The sequence below is a fragment of the Edaphobacter modestus genome (genome assembly GCF_004217555.1).
In the GTDB taxonomy this organism is placed as follows: Bacteria; Acidobacteriota; Terriglobia; order Terriglobales; family Acidobacteriaceae; genus Edaphobacter; species Edaphobacter modestus.
The window spans coordinates 4,001,245-4,016,086 of the sequence record NZ_SHKW01000001.1; the positions used below are offsets into that span (position 1 = coordinate 4,001,245).

At 58.2% G+C, this 14,842-nt stretch carries 16 protein-coding genes; 5 read left to right on the forward strand and 11 right to left on the reverse strand.

The genetic code is table 11. The features are described from left to right. Positions 1–195 precede the first annotated feature (195 nt). Both BDD14_RS17020 and BDD14_RS17025 read left to right on the forward strand, forming a co-directional pair. Entirely contained in the window at positions 196–702 is a 507-nt protein-coding gene (locus BDD14_RS17020; RefSeq protein ID WP_130419847.1) for an AAA family ATPase, read from the forward strand. Between the two features lie 200 nt (positions 703–902). Beyond that, complete coding sequence (locus BDD14_RS17025) at positions 903–1,145, forward strand: hypothetical protein (protein ID WP_130419848.1); 243 nt, start codon at positions 903–905, stop codon at positions 1,143–1,145. An 81-nt stretch (positions 1,146–1,226) separates the two neighbouring features. On the opposite strand, the gene BDD14_RS17030 is transcribed toward BDD14_RS17025, so the two are convergent. Then, positions 1,227–1,649 (reverse strand): arsenate reductase/protein-tyrosine-phosphatase family protein, encoded by a 423-nt coding sequence (locus tag BDD14_RS17030; protein ID WP_130419849.1) that lies wholly within the window; start codon positions 1,647–1,649, stop codon positions 1,227–1,229. 127 nt (positions 1,650–1,776) lie between these two features. On the opposite strand from BDD14_RS17030, the gene BDD14_RS17035 reads away from it, so the two are divergent. Then, the gene (locus BDD14_RS17035; RefSeq protein WP_130419850.1) at positions 1,777–2,190 is read left to right on the forward strand and encodes an ArsR/SmtB family transcription factor; all 414 of its coding nucleotides are present in this window, start codon (positions 1,777–1,779) and stop codon (positions 2,188–2,190) included. Further along, positions 2,190–3,278, forward strand: coding sequence for an ACR3 family arsenite efflux transporter (arsB, locus tag BDD14_RS17040; RefSeq protein ID WP_130419851.1), 1,089 nt, complete (start codon positions 2,190–2,192; stop codon positions 3,276–3,278). Before BDD14_RS17035 ends, arsB begins: the two co-directional genes overlap by 1 nt. Before the next feature lie 31 nt (positions 3,279–3,309). On the opposite strand, the gene sseA is transcribed toward arsB, so the two are convergent. The 10 genes from sseA to BDD14_RS17090 form a co-directional block, all read right to left on the reverse strand. Then, positions 3,310–4,149, reverse strand: coding sequence for a 3-mercaptopyruvate sulfurtransferase (sseA, locus tag BDD14_RS17045; RefSeq protein WP_130419852.1), 840 nt, complete (start codon positions 4,147–4,149; stop codon positions 3,310–3,312). 366 nt (positions 4,150–4,515) lie between these two features. Beyond that, on the reverse strand, positions 4,516–4,698 hold the full coding sequence (locus BDD14_RS17050; protein ID WP_130419853.1) for a hypothetical protein: 183 nt from the start codon (positions 4,696–4,698) through the stop codon (positions 4,516–4,518). Positions 4,699–4,785: 87 nt separating this feature from the next. Further along, entirely contained in the window at positions 4,786–5,532 is a 747-nt protein-coding gene (locus BDD14_RS17055; RefSeq protein ID WP_130419854.1) for a 3-keto-disaccharide hydrolase, read from the reverse strand. Positions 5,533–6,125: 593 nt separating this feature from the next. After that, positions 6,126–6,590 (reverse strand): hypothetical protein, encoded by a 465-nt coding sequence (locus BDD14_RS17060; protein ID WP_242618018.1) that lies wholly within the window; start codon positions 6,588–6,590, stop codon positions 6,126–6,128. A gap of 140 nt (positions 6,591–6,730) precedes the next feature. After that, the gene (locus tag BDD14_RS17065) at positions 6,731–7,405 is read right to left on the reverse strand and encodes a Bax inhibitor-1/YccA family protein (RefSeq protein ID WP_242618019.1); all 675 of its coding nucleotides are present in this window, start codon (positions 7,403–7,405) and stop codon (positions 6,731–6,733) included. A 352-nt stretch (positions 7,406–7,757) separates the two neighbouring features. Next, positions 7,758–8,813 (reverse strand): GDSL-type esterase/lipase family protein, encoded by a 1,056-nt coding sequence (locus BDD14_RS17070; protein WP_130419855.1) that lies wholly within the window; start codon positions 8,811–8,813, stop codon positions 7,758–7,760. 455 nt (positions 8,814–9,268) lie between these two features. Then, the gene (locus BDD14_RS17075; RefSeq protein WP_130419856.1) at positions 9,269–9,745 is read right to left on the reverse strand and encodes a VOC family protein; all 477 of its coding nucleotides are present in this window, start codon (positions 9,743–9,745) and stop codon (positions 9,269–9,271) included. 470 nt (positions 9,746–10,215) lie between these two features. Further along, entirely contained in the window at positions 10,216–11,658 is a 1,443-nt protein-coding gene (locus tag BDD14_RS17080; protein WP_130419857.1) for a YncE family protein, read from the reverse strand. A 163-nt stretch (positions 11,659–11,821) separates the two neighbouring features. Then, positions 11,822–13,174 carry an asparagine--tRNA ligase gene (gene asnS, locus BDD14_RS17085; RefSeq protein ID WP_130423265.1) on the reverse strand — a complete coding sequence of 451 codons (1,353 nt, stop codon included), beginning with the start codon at positions 13,172–13,174 and terminating at the stop codon, positions 11,822–11,824. A gap of 82 nt (positions 13,175–13,256) precedes the next feature. Next, positions 13,257–14,501, reverse strand: a complete 1,245-nt coding sequence (locus BDD14_RS17090; protein ID WP_165420117.1) for an alpha/beta hydrolase — start codon at positions 14,499–14,501, stop codon at positions 13,257–13,259. A 71-nt stretch (positions 14,502–14,572) separates the two neighbouring features. Between BDD14_RS17090 and BDD14_RS31895 the strand changes: the two genes are divergently transcribed. Next, positions 14,573–14,842 carry a hypothetical protein gene (locus BDD14_RS31895; protein ID WP_165420118.1) on the forward strand — a complete coding sequence of 90 codons (270 nt, stop codon included), beginning with the start codon at positions 14,573–14,575 and terminating at the stop codon, positions 14,840–14,842.

The window sequence follows — 14,842 nt, forward strand, 5'->3', positions numbered from 1 at the left end:
CACACCCGCAGCAAGGAAGAAGCCCCGGCAAAGTTCGGGGCTTCTTCCTTTTATCCTTCAAATCCCCTCAACCGTCATTCTGAGCCGTAAGGCGAAGAATCCCAGTATTCGCCTGCACAGCCACGACTCCCAAAAGAAATCCACTATCAGCCCAGGACCTCCACTATCTTGTCTCCAGCCCACAAGGAGGCCGTAATGACCTTCCCCCGCCCCATCAAGCCCGCCCAGCCGCTCTCTGCTCTTACTCTTCCGCCTGAAACCCTGGGAAAGCTCCAGAACATCGCCGCCTCAATCAGCATCGGCACTACCGCGAACCGCGTCCTGCTCACAGGCAACCCTTCCAGCTCCGCCGCAGCCGCCGAGGCCATCGCCCACGACACAGACCGCACACTCCTCCGGATCGATCTTGCAGCCGTCGCCTCCAAATACGTCGGCGAGACCGAAAAGAACCTCGACCGCATCTTTGCGACCGCCGATTCTTCCCGTTCGATCCTCTTCTTCGATGAGGCGGATGCCCTCTTTGGAAAGCGCTCCGAGGTCAGGGAGAGCCACGACCGTTACGCCAACATCGAGGTCTCTTACCTTTTGCAACGCCTCGAATCCTTCACCGGCCTCGCCATATTCGCCACTGCTGCTCCCGTCGATCCCCCTCCGGGTAAGCCATTCCGGCACTCCATCCGCCTTCCGCACGACCCAAAGTAGGTCGCCGCTTCCGGTATACGCCCTATCACCTTCTATTAACAAAAAGATTTCATTTTCACAGTGAACCCATCCCCACTTTCCTGCGTCCCATAGATATCGGGTCAGGACCAATGACAGCAAAATCACTAAGGATCCGATCTCTCCTCGATCTGGCGGATGTAGAGTTTTGTCTCACGACCGGCGAGGAAAGGAGGACGGCCATGGCAGTCACGCCTGTGTTTACATGCCTCTGCGGAATTCAGAAGAAGTCCACGAATCACTGGGTTCTCGCCTCGGTTACTCCATCTGGAATCAGCTTCATGCCCTGGGACTGGAGACTCGCGCAGAGCGACGACATCATCGTCCTCTGCGGAGAAGGCTGCGCAGCCTCCCTGCTGAGCCGTTCCCTCGGAGAATGGAAGCAGGCCTCCCCAATCGAGCCCGAGCTGGCCGTCACAAGATAGCCGCGGCTGCGCGGAGGACGGACGCCTTGGAAACCGCTTCCGCTTCAACGCCACATCTTCAGCGCCGCAGCCAACTGCCGCTCAGTGTGCGGCCGCCGTCGGTACAGGAACGATACCCTTGTCCTGCATCAACGTTTGAACACGCGCCGTAATCTCATCGCGGATCGACCGAACCTGCTCAAGAGCCTTACCTTTCGGGTCTGGCAGGGGCCAGTCATCGCGTTGGACCCCCGGAACAAAAGGACATTCCTCACCGCAACCCATCGTAATCAGCATCTCGGCTCCGTTCGCTACTTTGGGTGTCAGCTTTTGCGGTATGGCCTGCGACAGATCGATGCCAACCTCACCCATCACTTCGACCACTACAGGGTGAACGCGCTCGCCCGGTTGTGTCCCTGCGGAGATGGCGTGAGCCAGGCGAGGATCGGCGAGCCGGTTGAAAAAGGCCGCGGCCATTTGAGATCGCCCGGCGTTGTGAACGCATGCAAAGATGAAAGTCCTCATTCGCTATCCTCAATCTTCAGCAGACTGGCTTTTGCGGCAGGGTCCTTCCACTGGAGCGACCACGCCATGCATCTGCTTAAGCGAATATATTCTTGACGTGTACATGCGTCAATGCGAATATGTATGCATGGCGGCAAAATCCAGCTTCGATCTCGAACGCTTCTTTCAGGCACTTGGGGACAAAACGCGACTGCGGTTGCTCAATCTGATGGGGGAGCAGGAGATTTGCGTCTGCTATTTTGTGGAGATCCTGGACCAACCGCAGCCGAAGATCTCGCGCCACCTTGCCTACCTCCGGCGTGCGGAGATCGTATCCGCCCGGCGCGAAGGGAAGTGGATGCACTACCGGATTGTGATGCCACCCCACATTGGGGCGACACAGATTCTTCGCCAGACACTCTCGGCGCTGAAAGAGGAGAAGGCCATGCAGGCAGATCGTGCTCGTCTCACCAAGGCATGCTGTGCTCCGAAAAAGCCTGCGGCTCTCGAGGGTGCACCTTTACCTGTCGCGATTGAAGAGCCCTGCGGCGAGGCTTGCTGATGTCGCCAACGTCGTTGTCGCAAGCGCCGATATGTTCGCCAGCGGCACGGAAGAAACTCTCGTTTCTTGACCGCTTCCTTACACTGTGGATCTTCCTGGCGATGGCCATCGGAGTTGCGATCGGTCATTTCGTGCCTGCCTCGGCTGGGTTCGTGAATCGTTTTCAGGTCGGAACCACCAACCTCCCAATCGCCATCGGGCTCATCGTCATGATGTATCCGCCGCTGGCGAAGGTGCGTTATGAGGCACTGGGAGGAGTCTTTCGGAACAAGAAGGTGCTTGGTCTGTCGCTGCTGCAAAACTGGCTGATAGGCCCTGCGCTGATGTTCCTGCTCGCCATCGTATTTCTGCACGGCACACCGGCTTACATGCGAGGCCTCATCCTCATCGGCATCGCCCGCTGCATCGCGATGGTACTCGTCTGGAACGAGCTCGCCGAAGGGGACACCGATTATGTGGCTGGACTGGTCGCGTTGAACAGCCTCTTTCAGGTGCTCTTTTACAGCTTCTACGCGTGGCTCTTCCTTACTGTGCTTCCCGTGTGGTTTGGAATGCAGGGCACAGTCGTCCATGTCGGTATACGCGAGTTGGCGAAGAGCGTTGGCATCTACCTGGGAGTGCCCTTTGCCGCCGGCGTTTTGACGAGGGCGATCCTGCTCCGGACAAAGGGAGAAGAGTGGTATCGAACGCGATTTATTCCGCGGATTAGCCCGCTCACCCTCGTGGCGCTGTTGTTTACGATTCTGGTCATGTTCTCCCTCAAGGGCGACCTCATCGTACGTCTGCCGCTCGACGTGGTCCGAATCGCAATCCCGCTTGTCATCTACTTTGCAGCGATGTTTCTGCTGAGTTTCTGGATGGGCAAGCGTCTTGGAGCAAACTACGCGCAATCGGCAACGCTCTCCTTTACGGCTGCCGGCAACAACTTCGAGCTGGCAATCGCCGTCGCTGTTGCCGTCTTCGGCCTCAACTCGGGCGAGGCTTTCGTCGGAGTTGTCGGACCGCTCGTCGAGGTGCCCGCGCTGATTGCGCTCGTCAACGTGGCTTTCTGGCTGCGCAACCGTTACTTCGTCACGGTCCCTGCCTGATATCCGAAATCTTCTAGCTCGTCCTCGAGCGTTACTGTGCCTTCTCGATCACGGCCTCTGGCTTTTGCGCATATTCGGCCCACGAGCCGTCGTAAAGGCTGACCTGCTTCGCCCCCGCAATCTCCAGTCCCAGTGCAATCACGGCCGCTGTTACGCCCGACCCGCAGGTCGTCGTGATCGGCTTATCGAGGTCGACCCTCTTCGCCGTGAAGATCTCGCGTAAGCTCTCGGCGTCCTTCAGGCGCCCGTCGGCAACCAGCTCTGTGAATGGAACCGAGGTTGCGCCGGGCATGTGACCAGAGCTGATCCCGGGCCGGGGCTCCGGCGCAGTGCCTGCAAACCGGGCCGCCGAACGCGCGTCCAGAATCTGATCCCGGGCCGCAATCCTTTGCTGGACCTGCTCGAAGTCCTTCACCCCTCCGGCATCGAGCCTGGCGGTGAAGCCTGCCTTGCTGCGTTGCACTGGCCCTGCTTCTACGCGCATCCCCGCCTTGCTCCATGCCTCCAGTCCGCCATCGAGAACATAAACCTCGCGCACGCCAAAGCCGCGCAGCATCCACCATGCCCTCGGAGCCGAAAAGACGCCGGCCTGTTCATACACGACGAGGGTCATTCCATCTCCCACCCCCATCTCCGCCATCTTCCGCGAGAACTCTTCCTCATTGGGCAGCATGTGCGGCAATGGGGTGGAGTGGTCAGAAAGCTCATCGATATCGAAGAAGACCGCTCCCGGAATGTGGGCTTCGAGATAGCGCCCACGCGTGTCGACCGCAGGAACCACGCCCACCGGGGGAAGTGTAGCGTCGAGCACAACCACTTGCGGATCATCGAGACGGCCAGCCAACCACGAGACGGAGACAAGAGGATTCATAGAACAAGCTTACTTTGCCCGGAAGCGCAATCAAGAGTTCCCGATTTCATTCCCATTGGAAAATATTTGTTAGATTGCTCGGTGAATCAACTCTATTATCCGGCGAAAAGGCTTCTCGGTCAGACCGAGGAGCTGAAGGACAATACGCACTTCAATAGCTGCGGGGCATATGAGCTGGCGAGATGCGTATTGAGTCCCTGGGGAACAGAAGATACCGTTAGCCGCGCTGCTGCGACCTGATATTGCGAAGTTCGACCCGGCTCATCTCGATGCGGTGTTTCGCACTGCCATTAAGCCCGATGGTGGACACGGCCACACCCTGGGAAATAGCCGTCGGTCTTTAAAGCGAAAGCGTCGACGTGAGAATCACGCGGGACGCTGCGACCTCGCTGCGTCCCGCTCCAGAATGAGGCGTGCCCCCTCAAGGTTGACGGCCTCGCCGTCCACGGTGAATGCATATTCGCCGGCATCGGGTGGCACCACGTGAACATCTTCAACGGTGTGGCCGTTCTCGCGAAGTTGCTTGACGATCAGATCGATGTCTACCATGCGAGGTTTAGATGCGAGCCTTTGTGCATCGATTGCTCCGCCAGCTAGATACAGGAGCTCCGGCCTAACCGTTCAACAATGATTTCGCTATTTCACCGGCGGCAGTTCGCGGATCTTGACGTTGCGGAAGGAGACGGGAAAGCCGTGGTCCTGCAGCAGGATATACCCATCGTGGGCCTCGCCGAAGTTAGGCCACACGTGATACTTGCTGTCCGCGACCATCTTGCGGAACTGCGGGGTGAAGCGATCGTACTCGACCACCTTCACACCATTCAGCCAGTGCTCACCGTGGGCTCCTTGAATAACGATGCGGGCGGTATTCCACTCGCCGATAGGACGGACCGGCTTATTCTTCGCCGCCGGAATCATGTCGTAGAGCGAGGCCATTGTACGGTCGCCGTTCGCGCCCTTCTTGGCGTCGGGATGAACGGCGTCGTCGAGGATCTGGTACTCGAAGCCGATAGCCGAGCCCTTGCCTTTGTTCAGGTCGGGATCGACAAAGTATTTGATGCCGCTGTTGGCTCCGGGCGTGATGCGAAAGTCGACCTCCAATTCGAAGTTCGCGTACGTGCGCGTGGTGATGATGTCGCCGGCGTTGCCTCCCTCTTCGCCGCCATGCTCGGTGACGGAGATCATGCCGTCATTGACCTCCCAGCCGGTGGTGGGGAACGTGGCGCTATGGTCGCCGCGCCAGCCATTGGAAGTCTTTCCATCGAAGAGCAGATGCCAGCCCTGAGCCTTTTCTTTCGCGGTCAGGGTGTTAGGCGCTTGCGCGATGGCGGCGGTCGTAATCGTCAGAATCAAGGTGGCGAGAAGCGTGGTTCGAGTGGACATGACAGACCACGATACTAGGACGAGGGCTCCTTGAGTAGTGCCTTGAAAGCGAGTGCCAGAGAAACGGCCGACGGGCACTCGCCACAATTCGGAGGGCTGTATCTCCGCTACGCTCCCACCAACATGGGCTCATTCGCGACACTGACGGAGTCGGCTTGCTTCCAGTCGCCCAGGCAGCGGCTTAGGAGGGCCGTTGCACATCTCTCGCCGCAAAGGACAATGATGTCATCCTCTAAAGCGAGGTAGTGGTCCCAGGGCATCAGTTCAAGACGAGCTGTAGTGCATTTTGCGAGGATCCAGTGGTTGCTCACCTTTTTCTGGACCCCACAAACGCAGGTAAATGTTGCGGTTGCCGCCATGGCTACCTACTTTCTCACGCCGATTACGGAGTTTGCATATGCATTCCATAGATGCAATCGACGTGCCAACCAGTGCAGACGCTGCTTACTCGCTGATTTTTGAATGGATTGCGCTGAGGACGGCTACGCGGAGGAAAGTAGGTTTCCCTCGGTAAGTGGTGGGAAGAGAAAATCGTTTCACAGGGAAAGTGTCGTCCGTGCGATGAAACAGAAGTAGGGACTCGGCAACCCGATTTACCTTACATAGGAAAATGTGCCGCATCGGTCCGTTGAACTCGCGATGGCGTCGAAGGTAAATACAGGAGGTTTATCTCCGGAGAAGAAGGCCAGCTGCAAGGAGTTTCCCGCGGCGTAAGCGGCCATCCACTGGACATTCTCAGAGCCGCAGAGACTGTTCTTGTGCTGGAATTTTTTTGCGGCGGGGATGTTCAGGCGATAGAGGCTCCCTGTGCCTCCGGCGCTTGAATCCGTATCGAAGACGGCGCTGACCTCTGCGGCTTCGAGGGCGCGGATGCGGGACATCGTGGTGCTGTAGAAGTTGATGGTGAGCTTTTCTTCGGCGACTGTGAGGTCGCCGGTAATATTTCGGGCCGATGAGCTTGCCGCTCGCCAGTAGCCCCTCTCCTCCGCATGTGTTGTCGTCAGGCAACAGGTCAGGAGCAATCCCGCGAAGGTTCGTAGCAAGGTTTCACGCTTCATGTCTTCAGCATGACACTTTGAGGCGGGTTTGAGGAAATCGTCTCAAAGCGAAAAATGGATTCACCTCGAGCCCCGAGACAGGAAGACTCACGGGACGGCACCGTGCTCAGCGTGAGTCCGATGCCGCCCATGCGCCCGTCTTAGTTTCTGCGGCGGCCGCCCATCAGCTGAAGCACGGCGAGGAAGATGTTGATGGCGTCCAGATAGATGGAGAGGGAGAGCGAGACGGCAGAGCGGCCGTCTCCGCCGGCGCGGATGCGGGCGAAGTCGCCCACGGTGAGCAGGGTAAAGACACCGAGGGTGAGCCAGGAGTAGGTGTCCGGCGTGAGGAAGTGGAAGAACATGCTGGCGATTCCGGCGATGATCAGCAGCAGCAGCGCGGCAAAGCCGATTCCGGCGATGCGGCGATAATTGATGTTGAAGAGATAGGCGACGCAGCCCATGACGGCCATACCGGCGCCGGTGGTGGCGGCGGCGTTGAAGACCATGCCGGTGCCGAAGGTGCGGATGTAGCGCTGGATGAGCGGGCCGATCTCCCAGCCCATGAAGTAGGTGAGGGTGAGGAAGAGTCCAAGCGCGAGGGCAGGGCTGGCCTTGCGGGCGAAGCTGATGGCGAAGACGAGGCCCAGGACGATGATCAGGCCGGGCAGAGTTCCCCATGGGGGCGAGGTAGCCACACCGACGGCAGTAATGAAGAAGCCGAGCGAGGTAATGCCGAGCACCTTGGCCAGCAGCGAGGTGGTCTCCTCGCGGGGGACGTCGATGGTGGTGGGGTAGCTGTTGTAGCTATTCATGCGGTAGTCGTTCATTGCCATGGTTTGCTCCGGTGGTGCAAGTGCTCCAACACTATGAGACGCTTTTGCGGGCGGTTTGTCATGTTTTTGGGGGATCAGCGCAAAAGCGGCTCACGCTTTTTGCGCGAATGTCCCACTCATGCGATGAGACTGCATGAATGGGACACCCAGCATCCGAAGTGTGAGTTTGATGTATGGGCCACCCGTCACAGATTCTAACCGGAGTGCCTTTCAAGCCCCACAGATCGCTGCCGCATGTAGCTATCCTGCCGAATCTACTTTCCCAGGATTGCCGTTATATCAATCGCACTGTTCTGCACACCATATCCAGTCCCGTTGGGGTGAAAGTTATCTCCGGAGTTCAGGTTCGGAATCATGAAGTCAGGGTGAGCAGGATCAGCGAGCGCAGCGTCGAAATCAGCAATGGAACAACCCCTGGAAGTTGCGATCCGGCGATGCGGATCCAGGCATTCAGCGCCCTGCGTTGCGTCGAACCAGGGTTCTCCGGGCCCGGATTGATGTCACCGGCGTAAGGATCGGCGGACGACGGCAGTGGAGATCCTGTTACACAGTACTCGGAAGGAGGAAGCGTCGCCAGGATGACCCGCACCCCGGCAGCGTGTGCCTTCGCCACGATGGTGGTGAGACTTCCCGCAACCGTGGTGGCCGGCAGACAGTCGGAATGCAGGTCGATGCCGCCAATATAGATCACGACGGCCTTGATCCCGGGCTGCTGCAGAACGTCATGATCGATGCGGTCGATGCCAGCTGTGGCAACAAGACCGCCTGAGGCGTTAGTCGCATTTTGGCCTGCGGGGTCGGCCAGGATGCCGGCGTTGAGAACACCTACAGGAATGCCTGCTGCATTCAGGGACTTGCCCAACCAGTCGGACGGACGTTCGTGGTCCTGCCCCGCGACTGGAGCGTTACCCGTGGGATAGGAATTTGTATCTCCGAAGTTGGAATTATGACCATCAACAGACGAGCTTCCGAAGACGGCCACCGTGCCGTCGTACTCCCCGTAGACGTCCACGTTTGTGATCAAGAACCATTCCGTGGTGGTCGCCGTGAAAGAAGCGCCAGCGGAGTCATTCGTTGTATTGCCCGCTCCAACAGCGGTTGTGAAGCTCGTTCCGGATTCCGAGTCATGCTCCGTCAAGGCTGGAAACGAGCCCTGCATGTAAACGGAGACGGCAAGCTTTTGGCCGTAGGTATAGGTGATGTCTACAGGATCGGAATACACCTCCTGGTTCGGCTGAATCGTCACCGATTGGTTGCCGGAAAAGGTGAGCGACGCATCGTGTGCGCCATCAATTGCCGGACCTGAGCCTGAGGCGATAGCTAGGCGCGCTGAGCCAATAGTGATGGCTGTGGCGCCGAAATAATTGGAGAAGCGCACCCGCTCCCGGTTGCCGCCGATGGTGGGCACAACGATGAGCGGAAGCTCTGCTCGCTGCCTCCCTCATTCGTTGATGTTGTCAATGCATTCTGCGGCAAAGCTCCCCCAGCCGACGACCCACTGAGGCGTCGGCGGTGGGGCAATATAGGCAACGGCATTCCCGGAATCAGAGCAGCTGCTGAGCAGGATGGGGAACAGAAGAAAAATGATACAAGTCATGCAGCGAAGGCGTGATCGCAAGTGTGAACTGCCTTCTACGAGAGATGAACCGTCACCAGGTTCAAACGCGCTTGCCTGTTACAAGAGTTGCTGCCCTTCGCACGAAATATTCCGCCGTTCCGGGGACTCGGCGCTGTTTTCGCTTTCTGGACCCGCTTACAAATGCTCGATCGGTGCTCGCATCGCGTGGTGAATCAGCGCTCCTCACAGGAATGGGGCACCCGGCGGAGGCAGGGCGTGGCTGCTCTGCCTCCTGCCGCATCGAGCTATGCTGCCTGCGTGAACTTCTTCATGCGTTCTTCCATGTCCTTGGGTGCTACATCTTCGATATGGGTGGCGACGCCCCACAGGTGTCCGAAGGGATCCTGGATGAAGCCGGAGCGGTCTCCATAGAACTGATCCTGAACCGGCTTGAGGAGCTTCGCGCCCTCTGCGGTTGCGCGCTTCACGACGTCGTCGACATCGGGGAGGTAGACGTAGAGGCTCACCGGGCTGCCACCGATGGTGGCGGCGCTGGTATATCCCGCGCCCATGCTGGGATTTTCGTCGGCCAGCATGATGTGCGAGTTGCCGATTTTGAGCTCGGCGTGACCGATCGTGCCGTCGGGGCCGGGCATACGCATGATTTCGGTGGCTCCGAAGACCTTCTTGTAGTAATCGATGGCTTGCGACGCGCCCCTGACGACCAGGTAAGGCGTGATGGAGTTGTAGTCCTTGGGAATGTACGAGACTTGGTCTGCCATGATGTTCACCTCAAGAATGTGGGTGGAGGTGGAGGTTTACGGCGTGCACGCGGCAGGTGGTATGGTTCGGTCGCTCTTGAGTGAGTCCGGAACCTGAGAGAAGGGTTGAAGGCTGCCGAGTGCCTCATCCGAGGTAGTTGCGTGCAGAGATAAATTACTCTCTTCGGCGCGGAGATGCCTAGGGTGGGGTGTTGAAAAGTATGAATCGTGACGCAGAGGGAAGGCGTTGACCTCAGGCCCATTGATATTGCGGCGCTTAGCGGCATGGGTGAAGTTCAAGGGGTCGTGGTCAGGTTCGATCGAGGTTTTAGGTGGGAGTTTGCTCTTGTGCAGCCTAAGGACTTTCCGGCGGGGACTCGAGGGTGCGATTTCTTACAGGCTTTGAAGAGCGATTCGCGCTTGGCGCGAATGCCCACTCATGCGATAAGACTGCATGAATGGGGCACCCGGCACCCGACGGTTGGTGGTTCTTAGGGTGCAGGAGAAGTGACGAAGTCTCCGCTGACTAAATAGACACCTCCAGCTGCACCCGTGCCGTTGGAGTCAGTGGTCAGAAAAGCGAGGCCATTGCTTCCCCAACGAACGAATCTGTAGGGAGTTCCCGATACATTTGGAATGGAAGCGGTGCCTAAAAGATTGAAATGGGTAAGGTCGAATGCCTCGATCACATAGTTGCCCGGTCCGGGACCATCGATCGTACGACCAAGAAAATATGCAGTATTCAGCTTGCTGTCTGGAATCATAAGCGAACCAGAGTTTAATCCACTCTGCAAAGCACCTAGCGGAAAATTGGCGACGAGACCAGCATTTTGAGGATCAAGAACAATGCCGTCGTCACTGTAGATATACCCGGTGGGCGAGTCGAAGTGGAGACCTCCGTTGAGAGAGGCGGTAATTCCCGGACTCGTCTTTATCTGAAGTCCAGTGCTGTCGACCGACATAATGTATAGGTTTATTGCGGCGATGGAGGTGATGCCATACAGATTTTGTCCGTTGGTGTTCCAAAGGAGCTCATTGATTTTGAGGTTCGTGGGGGAAGAGGTTGTTTGTGCACGAGGAGTTGTGTCGTCGTAGATGACGACATCTCCTTGATCGGGATAATTCGTATTGGAAGCCATTCGCGCGACAGCGAGTGCATGAGAATTTGTTGGCTGAACCTGCAAATCGCTTGCAAAGTAGTTCGGAGAGGAGCCTACCCCCAGCGGAATAGTGATGTCGGACTGCAAAGCCGGCAAAGTATATCGCTGGACAGCGGAGGAGTCATTCAAGCTGGCATAGAGATAGGCTCCATCTGCGGATATGGCAAGCTTGGCCGGATTACTTCCCGTCGGTATCGAGGAGCCGAACAGACCACTCTGCGGATCGAGAGATGTGACTGTGTTTGGCTTGCTTGTATCTCTGCTTGACACCGCAAGATAAAACCGAGAATCGGAGGGAGACCAGACCATGTCGTTGGCCTGAACTGCACTCTTGGAGACGGTGAAGGATTTATTACCATCCAGCTGTGGTGCTGTAATCGCGAAGTTCACTCCGTAGTTGAATGTTCCGACCGGAGAAGGAGTGATCGATTCAGTACTACCAGGTATACCCAGCAAAGCGGTGGGAACCTGTGCCTGCAGAACCGTCGAGGAGACGTAGGTCGTCGTCAGGGGCGTGGTGTCCCACATAACAGTGGTCGTGGGCACGAAGTTTAAGCCGGTTACGGTGAGTGTGAAAGAAGGGGCCGCAGCCGCGATTGTGCTTGGGCTAAGCGAAGTGACCTGAGCCTGACCTTTCGCTGGTTGAGGCCCGGTTCCATCACCACCATCACGCCCCGTAAGAGAACCCGTAAACTGAGAGCCACCGCACCCGAGCAAAACCGAAAAACCCAGACAGAAAAACGAGACAAAAGTGCCCCGAACGAACTTGTTCATTCCCACGTTCTGCAACTCCGCTTTGCGACTTATTCATCGGAATGGTAGCAGAGGTTAGGCTAGATAATTGTCATCAAAATACAGGATTGATTGCTCTTGCTTTTTGTCAACCCGTCGAATTTCGCTTAGTTCTAAAACGCGATGGCCGAGCATACTGCTGTTCTTATGGATAAATACGGTTCAGAGTTCTGGCGAAGGGGATGGTTTCGCGGACGTGGTCGAGGCCGCAGATCCAGGCTACGGCTCGTTCGATTCCCATGCCGAAGCCGGCGTGGGGGACGCTGCCGTATTTGCGCAGGTCGAGGTACCACTGGAAGGCGGCCAGCGGGAGGTTGTGGTCGTCGATGCGCTGCTTGAGCAGGTCGTAGCTGTCGACGCGCTGGGAGCCGCCGATGATCTCGCCGTAGCCCTCGGGGGCGAGGACGTCGACGCATAGAGCCTTGGTGGGGTCGGCGGGGTCGGGCTGCATGTAGAAGGCCTTGATGGCCGCGGGGTAGCGGTGGATCATGACGGGGCGGTCGAACTGCGAGGAGATGTAGGTCTCGTCGGGGCTGCCGAAGTCATCGCCTTCCTTGTGGCGGTTCTCGATGAGGCCCTTGGCGAAGGCGTCTTCGAGCATGGCGTGGGCCTCATCGTAGCTGACGCGAGGGAAGGGAGCCTTGATGGTTTCTAGCTTGGAGACATCGCGGCCGATGACCTTCAGGTCGGCGCGGTGCTGTTCGAGCACGCGCATGACGATGTGCGAGATGAAGTTTTCTGCCAGCTCGAGCAGGCCGTCGAGCTCGAGGTGTGCGACCTCGGGTTCAATCATCCAGAACTCGGTGAGGTGGCGGCGAGTCTTCGACTTCTCCGCGCGGAAGGTGGGGCCGAAGCTGTAGACCTTGCCGAGGGCGAGTGCGGTGGCTTCGATGTAGAGCTGACCGGACTGCGTGAGGTAGGCCTTGCCGTCGTCGAAGTAGTCCATCTCGAAGAGCTCGCTGGTGCCCTCGCACGCATTCGGGGTCAAGATCGGCGGGTCGGTGCGGATGAAGCCGTTGGTGTCGAAGTACTCAGAGGCCGCGCGCATGATGGTGGCGCGGACCCGCAGGATCGCGGACTGGCGCGGGGTGCGCAGCCAGAGGTGGCGATGCTCCATGAGGAAGTCGACGCCATGCTCCTTGAGCGTGATGGGGAAGGGCTCGTTCGGGGAGACGGCGGAGATGACGTGGATGTTCTCGACGTCGAGCTCGTAGCCTGAGGGGGCGCGAGAGTCGGCCCGGACCTTGCCGGTGACGGTGAGGGAGGACTCAAGCTGGAGGTTCTTGAGGGTCTCGAAGACCTCCTCGGACACGGCCGCCTTGGGGACGATGCCCTGGATGGTGCCGGTGCCGTCGCGGAAGGTGGGGAACAAAAGCTTGCCCGAGGATCGGATGTTGTAGAGCCAGCCACGCAGGGTGACGGTCTGGCCTTCGTGCTGCGAGAGCGAGGCGATGGTGGCGACGGTGGGCTCGGGGGCGGTGCTGGTGGGTTCGGTCATGACTTGTGCCAGAGACAAGGATAATCGACCGGTCCGGATGAGGGGCTTGCGGGGTCGAAATCTGTCTGCAAGAGTCGGTGGTTCAGGTTCCCGTGCGGGAGAGGTCTGTCGATTTGAGGAAGGAAGCAAGCTCTTCCCGAAAACTCTTCCAAGCGGGCTCTTCAGAGAGAAGGAAGTGGTTGCCGCTCGAGAGCGGGACGAATCTGGCATTGGAGATCTCGGTGGCGACGATGCGGCCTTCTTCGGGCGGCGCCACGCGATCGCCATCGCTGTGAAAGACGATCGTCGGTACAGACACCTTCGGTAGCAGCGCACGCACATCGATCTCATCGCAGGCCCGCATAAACTTCACGAGATTCGCGGACGAGACGGAGATGAGCTGCAGATCTTTGAACCAGTCCTGCTCTTCGGGTGTGGCTCCTTCCGGAATATAGAAACTGGTCACGAGCTGGAAGAAAGATGGATTGCTCTCACCGAAATTAAGTTCGACCAGTTTTTCGAGTGCGCGGCGTGCTTCCAGTAAGTCGGGTTTTTCGCGGTGGCATGCTCCGCGAGAGTACGCGCCACACAGGATGAGGTGGCTGACGCGCTCCGGATGGCGGACGGCGTATACGATGGCAACAGCGCTGCCCTGCGAGTGTCCCATCAAGGCAAAGGTGTCGAGACCGGCAGCGTCGACGACGGTCTCGAGATCCTGAACCCAGGCTGCGAGCGAAAAGTCTTCGACGTCGCGTTCGGAGAGCCCATTCCCGCGCCCATCGTAGCGCACGATGCTGTGTCCCTTCGCGAGATCTCTGACCCAGTGACGCCAGATGGGGCTGCCCCACTCAAAGTCGAGGTGATTGAAGCAATTTGCGACTCGCACGATCGGGTGACCGGAGCCAACCGTGGCGTACGCGATGCGCACATTATCCGGCGTCAGGCAGAAGCGGATCTCCTGCCGTGGTGACATCTCCTTGGCGCGATCCTCAGCACGACGGTTCATGGCCGTGAGAGGAATGCCCGCGACCGGAGCGATAAAACGGTAGCCGGCGCGAGGAACTGTTTCGATGAAGGGTTTGCCGCTTGCCTGTCCGCCCAGTGCCTTGCGAAGTGCCGAGATGTTGCGATCCAGATTGTTCTCTTCCACTTGCGTGGAAGGCCACACCGCAGTCATGAGGTCCTGTTTTGAGACGAGGGTTCCGTGCCGCTCCAGCAAAACACGTAGCGTGTCGAATGCCTTGCCGGTGAGGGGAATGGAGTGGCCCTCGCGGAGTAGCCGGTGCTCATTCAGCTCCAGGCGGAAGGGACCAAACTCGTAGACGATATTCGTCGAGTCGATGGTCACTCTGTCAGAAAAATAGCAGAAAAAACTCAGTCCCGCCAAAGGACGGCGACGCTTTGGATAGCGCGTAATGAATGCATCCGAAGCTGTTTGCAGGCAGCGTTCCGCTTCCCGGAATGCGACCGACAGGAGGAGTTGAAAGAGACATGCTGAATCGCGGCCATGGGTTTTTGTTGGGCACCGCCTGCTATCTCGGGATCTGCGGTGGCTTATGCGCTCTTGCCTTTCTCGGGGAGTTCGTCTTTCCCGTCTCGATCGATATGGGACAACGTCGCCCGTTCCTGCATGGCTCGTCTGCCGACTTCGTGTTTCAGCCCGGAGATTCTCTAAAGGTGAAGGAGTAG

Excerpts from the sequence above, each read along its gene's own strand:
- BDD14_RS17020 (WP_130419847.1), top strand. The coding sequence starts at position 196 with ATGACCTTCCCCCGCCCCATCAAGCCCGCCCAGCCGCTCTCTGCTCTT.
- BDD14_RS17025 (WP_130419848.1), top strand. The coding sequence starts at position 903 with ATGGCAGTCACGCCTGTGTTTACATGCCTCTGCGGAATTCAGAAGAAG.
- BDD14_RS17030 (WP_130419849.1), bottom strand. The coding sequence starts at position 1,649 with ATGAGGACTTTCATCTTTGCATGCGTTCACAACGCCGGGCGATCTCAA.
- BDD14_RS17035 (WP_130419850.1), top strand. The coding sequence starts at position 1,777 with ATGGCGGCAAAATCCAGCTTCGATCTCGAACGCTTCTTTCAGGCACTT.
- arsB (WP_130419851.1), top strand. The coding sequence starts at position 2,190 with ATGTCGCCAACGTCGTTGTCGCAAGCGCCGATATGTTCGCCAGCGGCA.
- sseA (WP_130419852.1), bottom strand. The coding sequence starts at position 4,149 with ATGAATCCTCTTGTCTCCGTCTCGTGGTTGGCTGGCCGTCTCGATGAT.
- BDD14_RS17050 (WP_130419853.1), bottom strand. The coding sequence starts at position 4,698 with ATGGTAGACATCGATCTGATCGTCAAGCAACTTCGCGAGAACGGCCAC.
- BDD14_RS17055 (WP_130419854.1), bottom strand. The coding sequence starts at position 5,532 with ATGTCCACTCGAACCACGCTTCTCGCCACCTTGATTCTGACGATTACG.
- BDD14_RS17060 (WP_242618018.1), bottom strand. The coding sequence starts at position 6,590 with ATGAAGCGTGAAACCTTGCTACGAACCTTCGCGGGATTGCTCCTGACC.
- BDD14_RS17065 (WP_242618019.1), bottom strand. The coding sequence starts at position 7,405 with ATGGCAATGAACGACTACCGCATGAATAGCTACAACAGCTACCCCACC.
- BDD14_RS17075 (WP_130419856.1), bottom strand. The coding sequence starts at position 9,745 with ATGGCAGACCAAGTCTCGTACATTCCCAAGGACTACAACTCCATCACG.
- BDD14_RS17080 (WP_130419857.1), bottom strand. The coding sequence starts at position 11,658 with ATGAACAAGTTCGTTCGGGGCACTTTTGTCTCGTTTTTCTGTCTGGGT.
- asnS (WP_130423265.1), bottom strand. The coding sequence starts at position 13,174 with ATGACCGAACCCACCAGCACCGCCCCCGAGCCCACCGTCGCCACCATC.
- BDD14_RS31895 (WP_165420118.1), top strand. The coding sequence starts at position 14,573 with ATGCATCCGAAGCTGTTTGCAGGCAGCGTTCCGCTTCCCGGAATGCGA.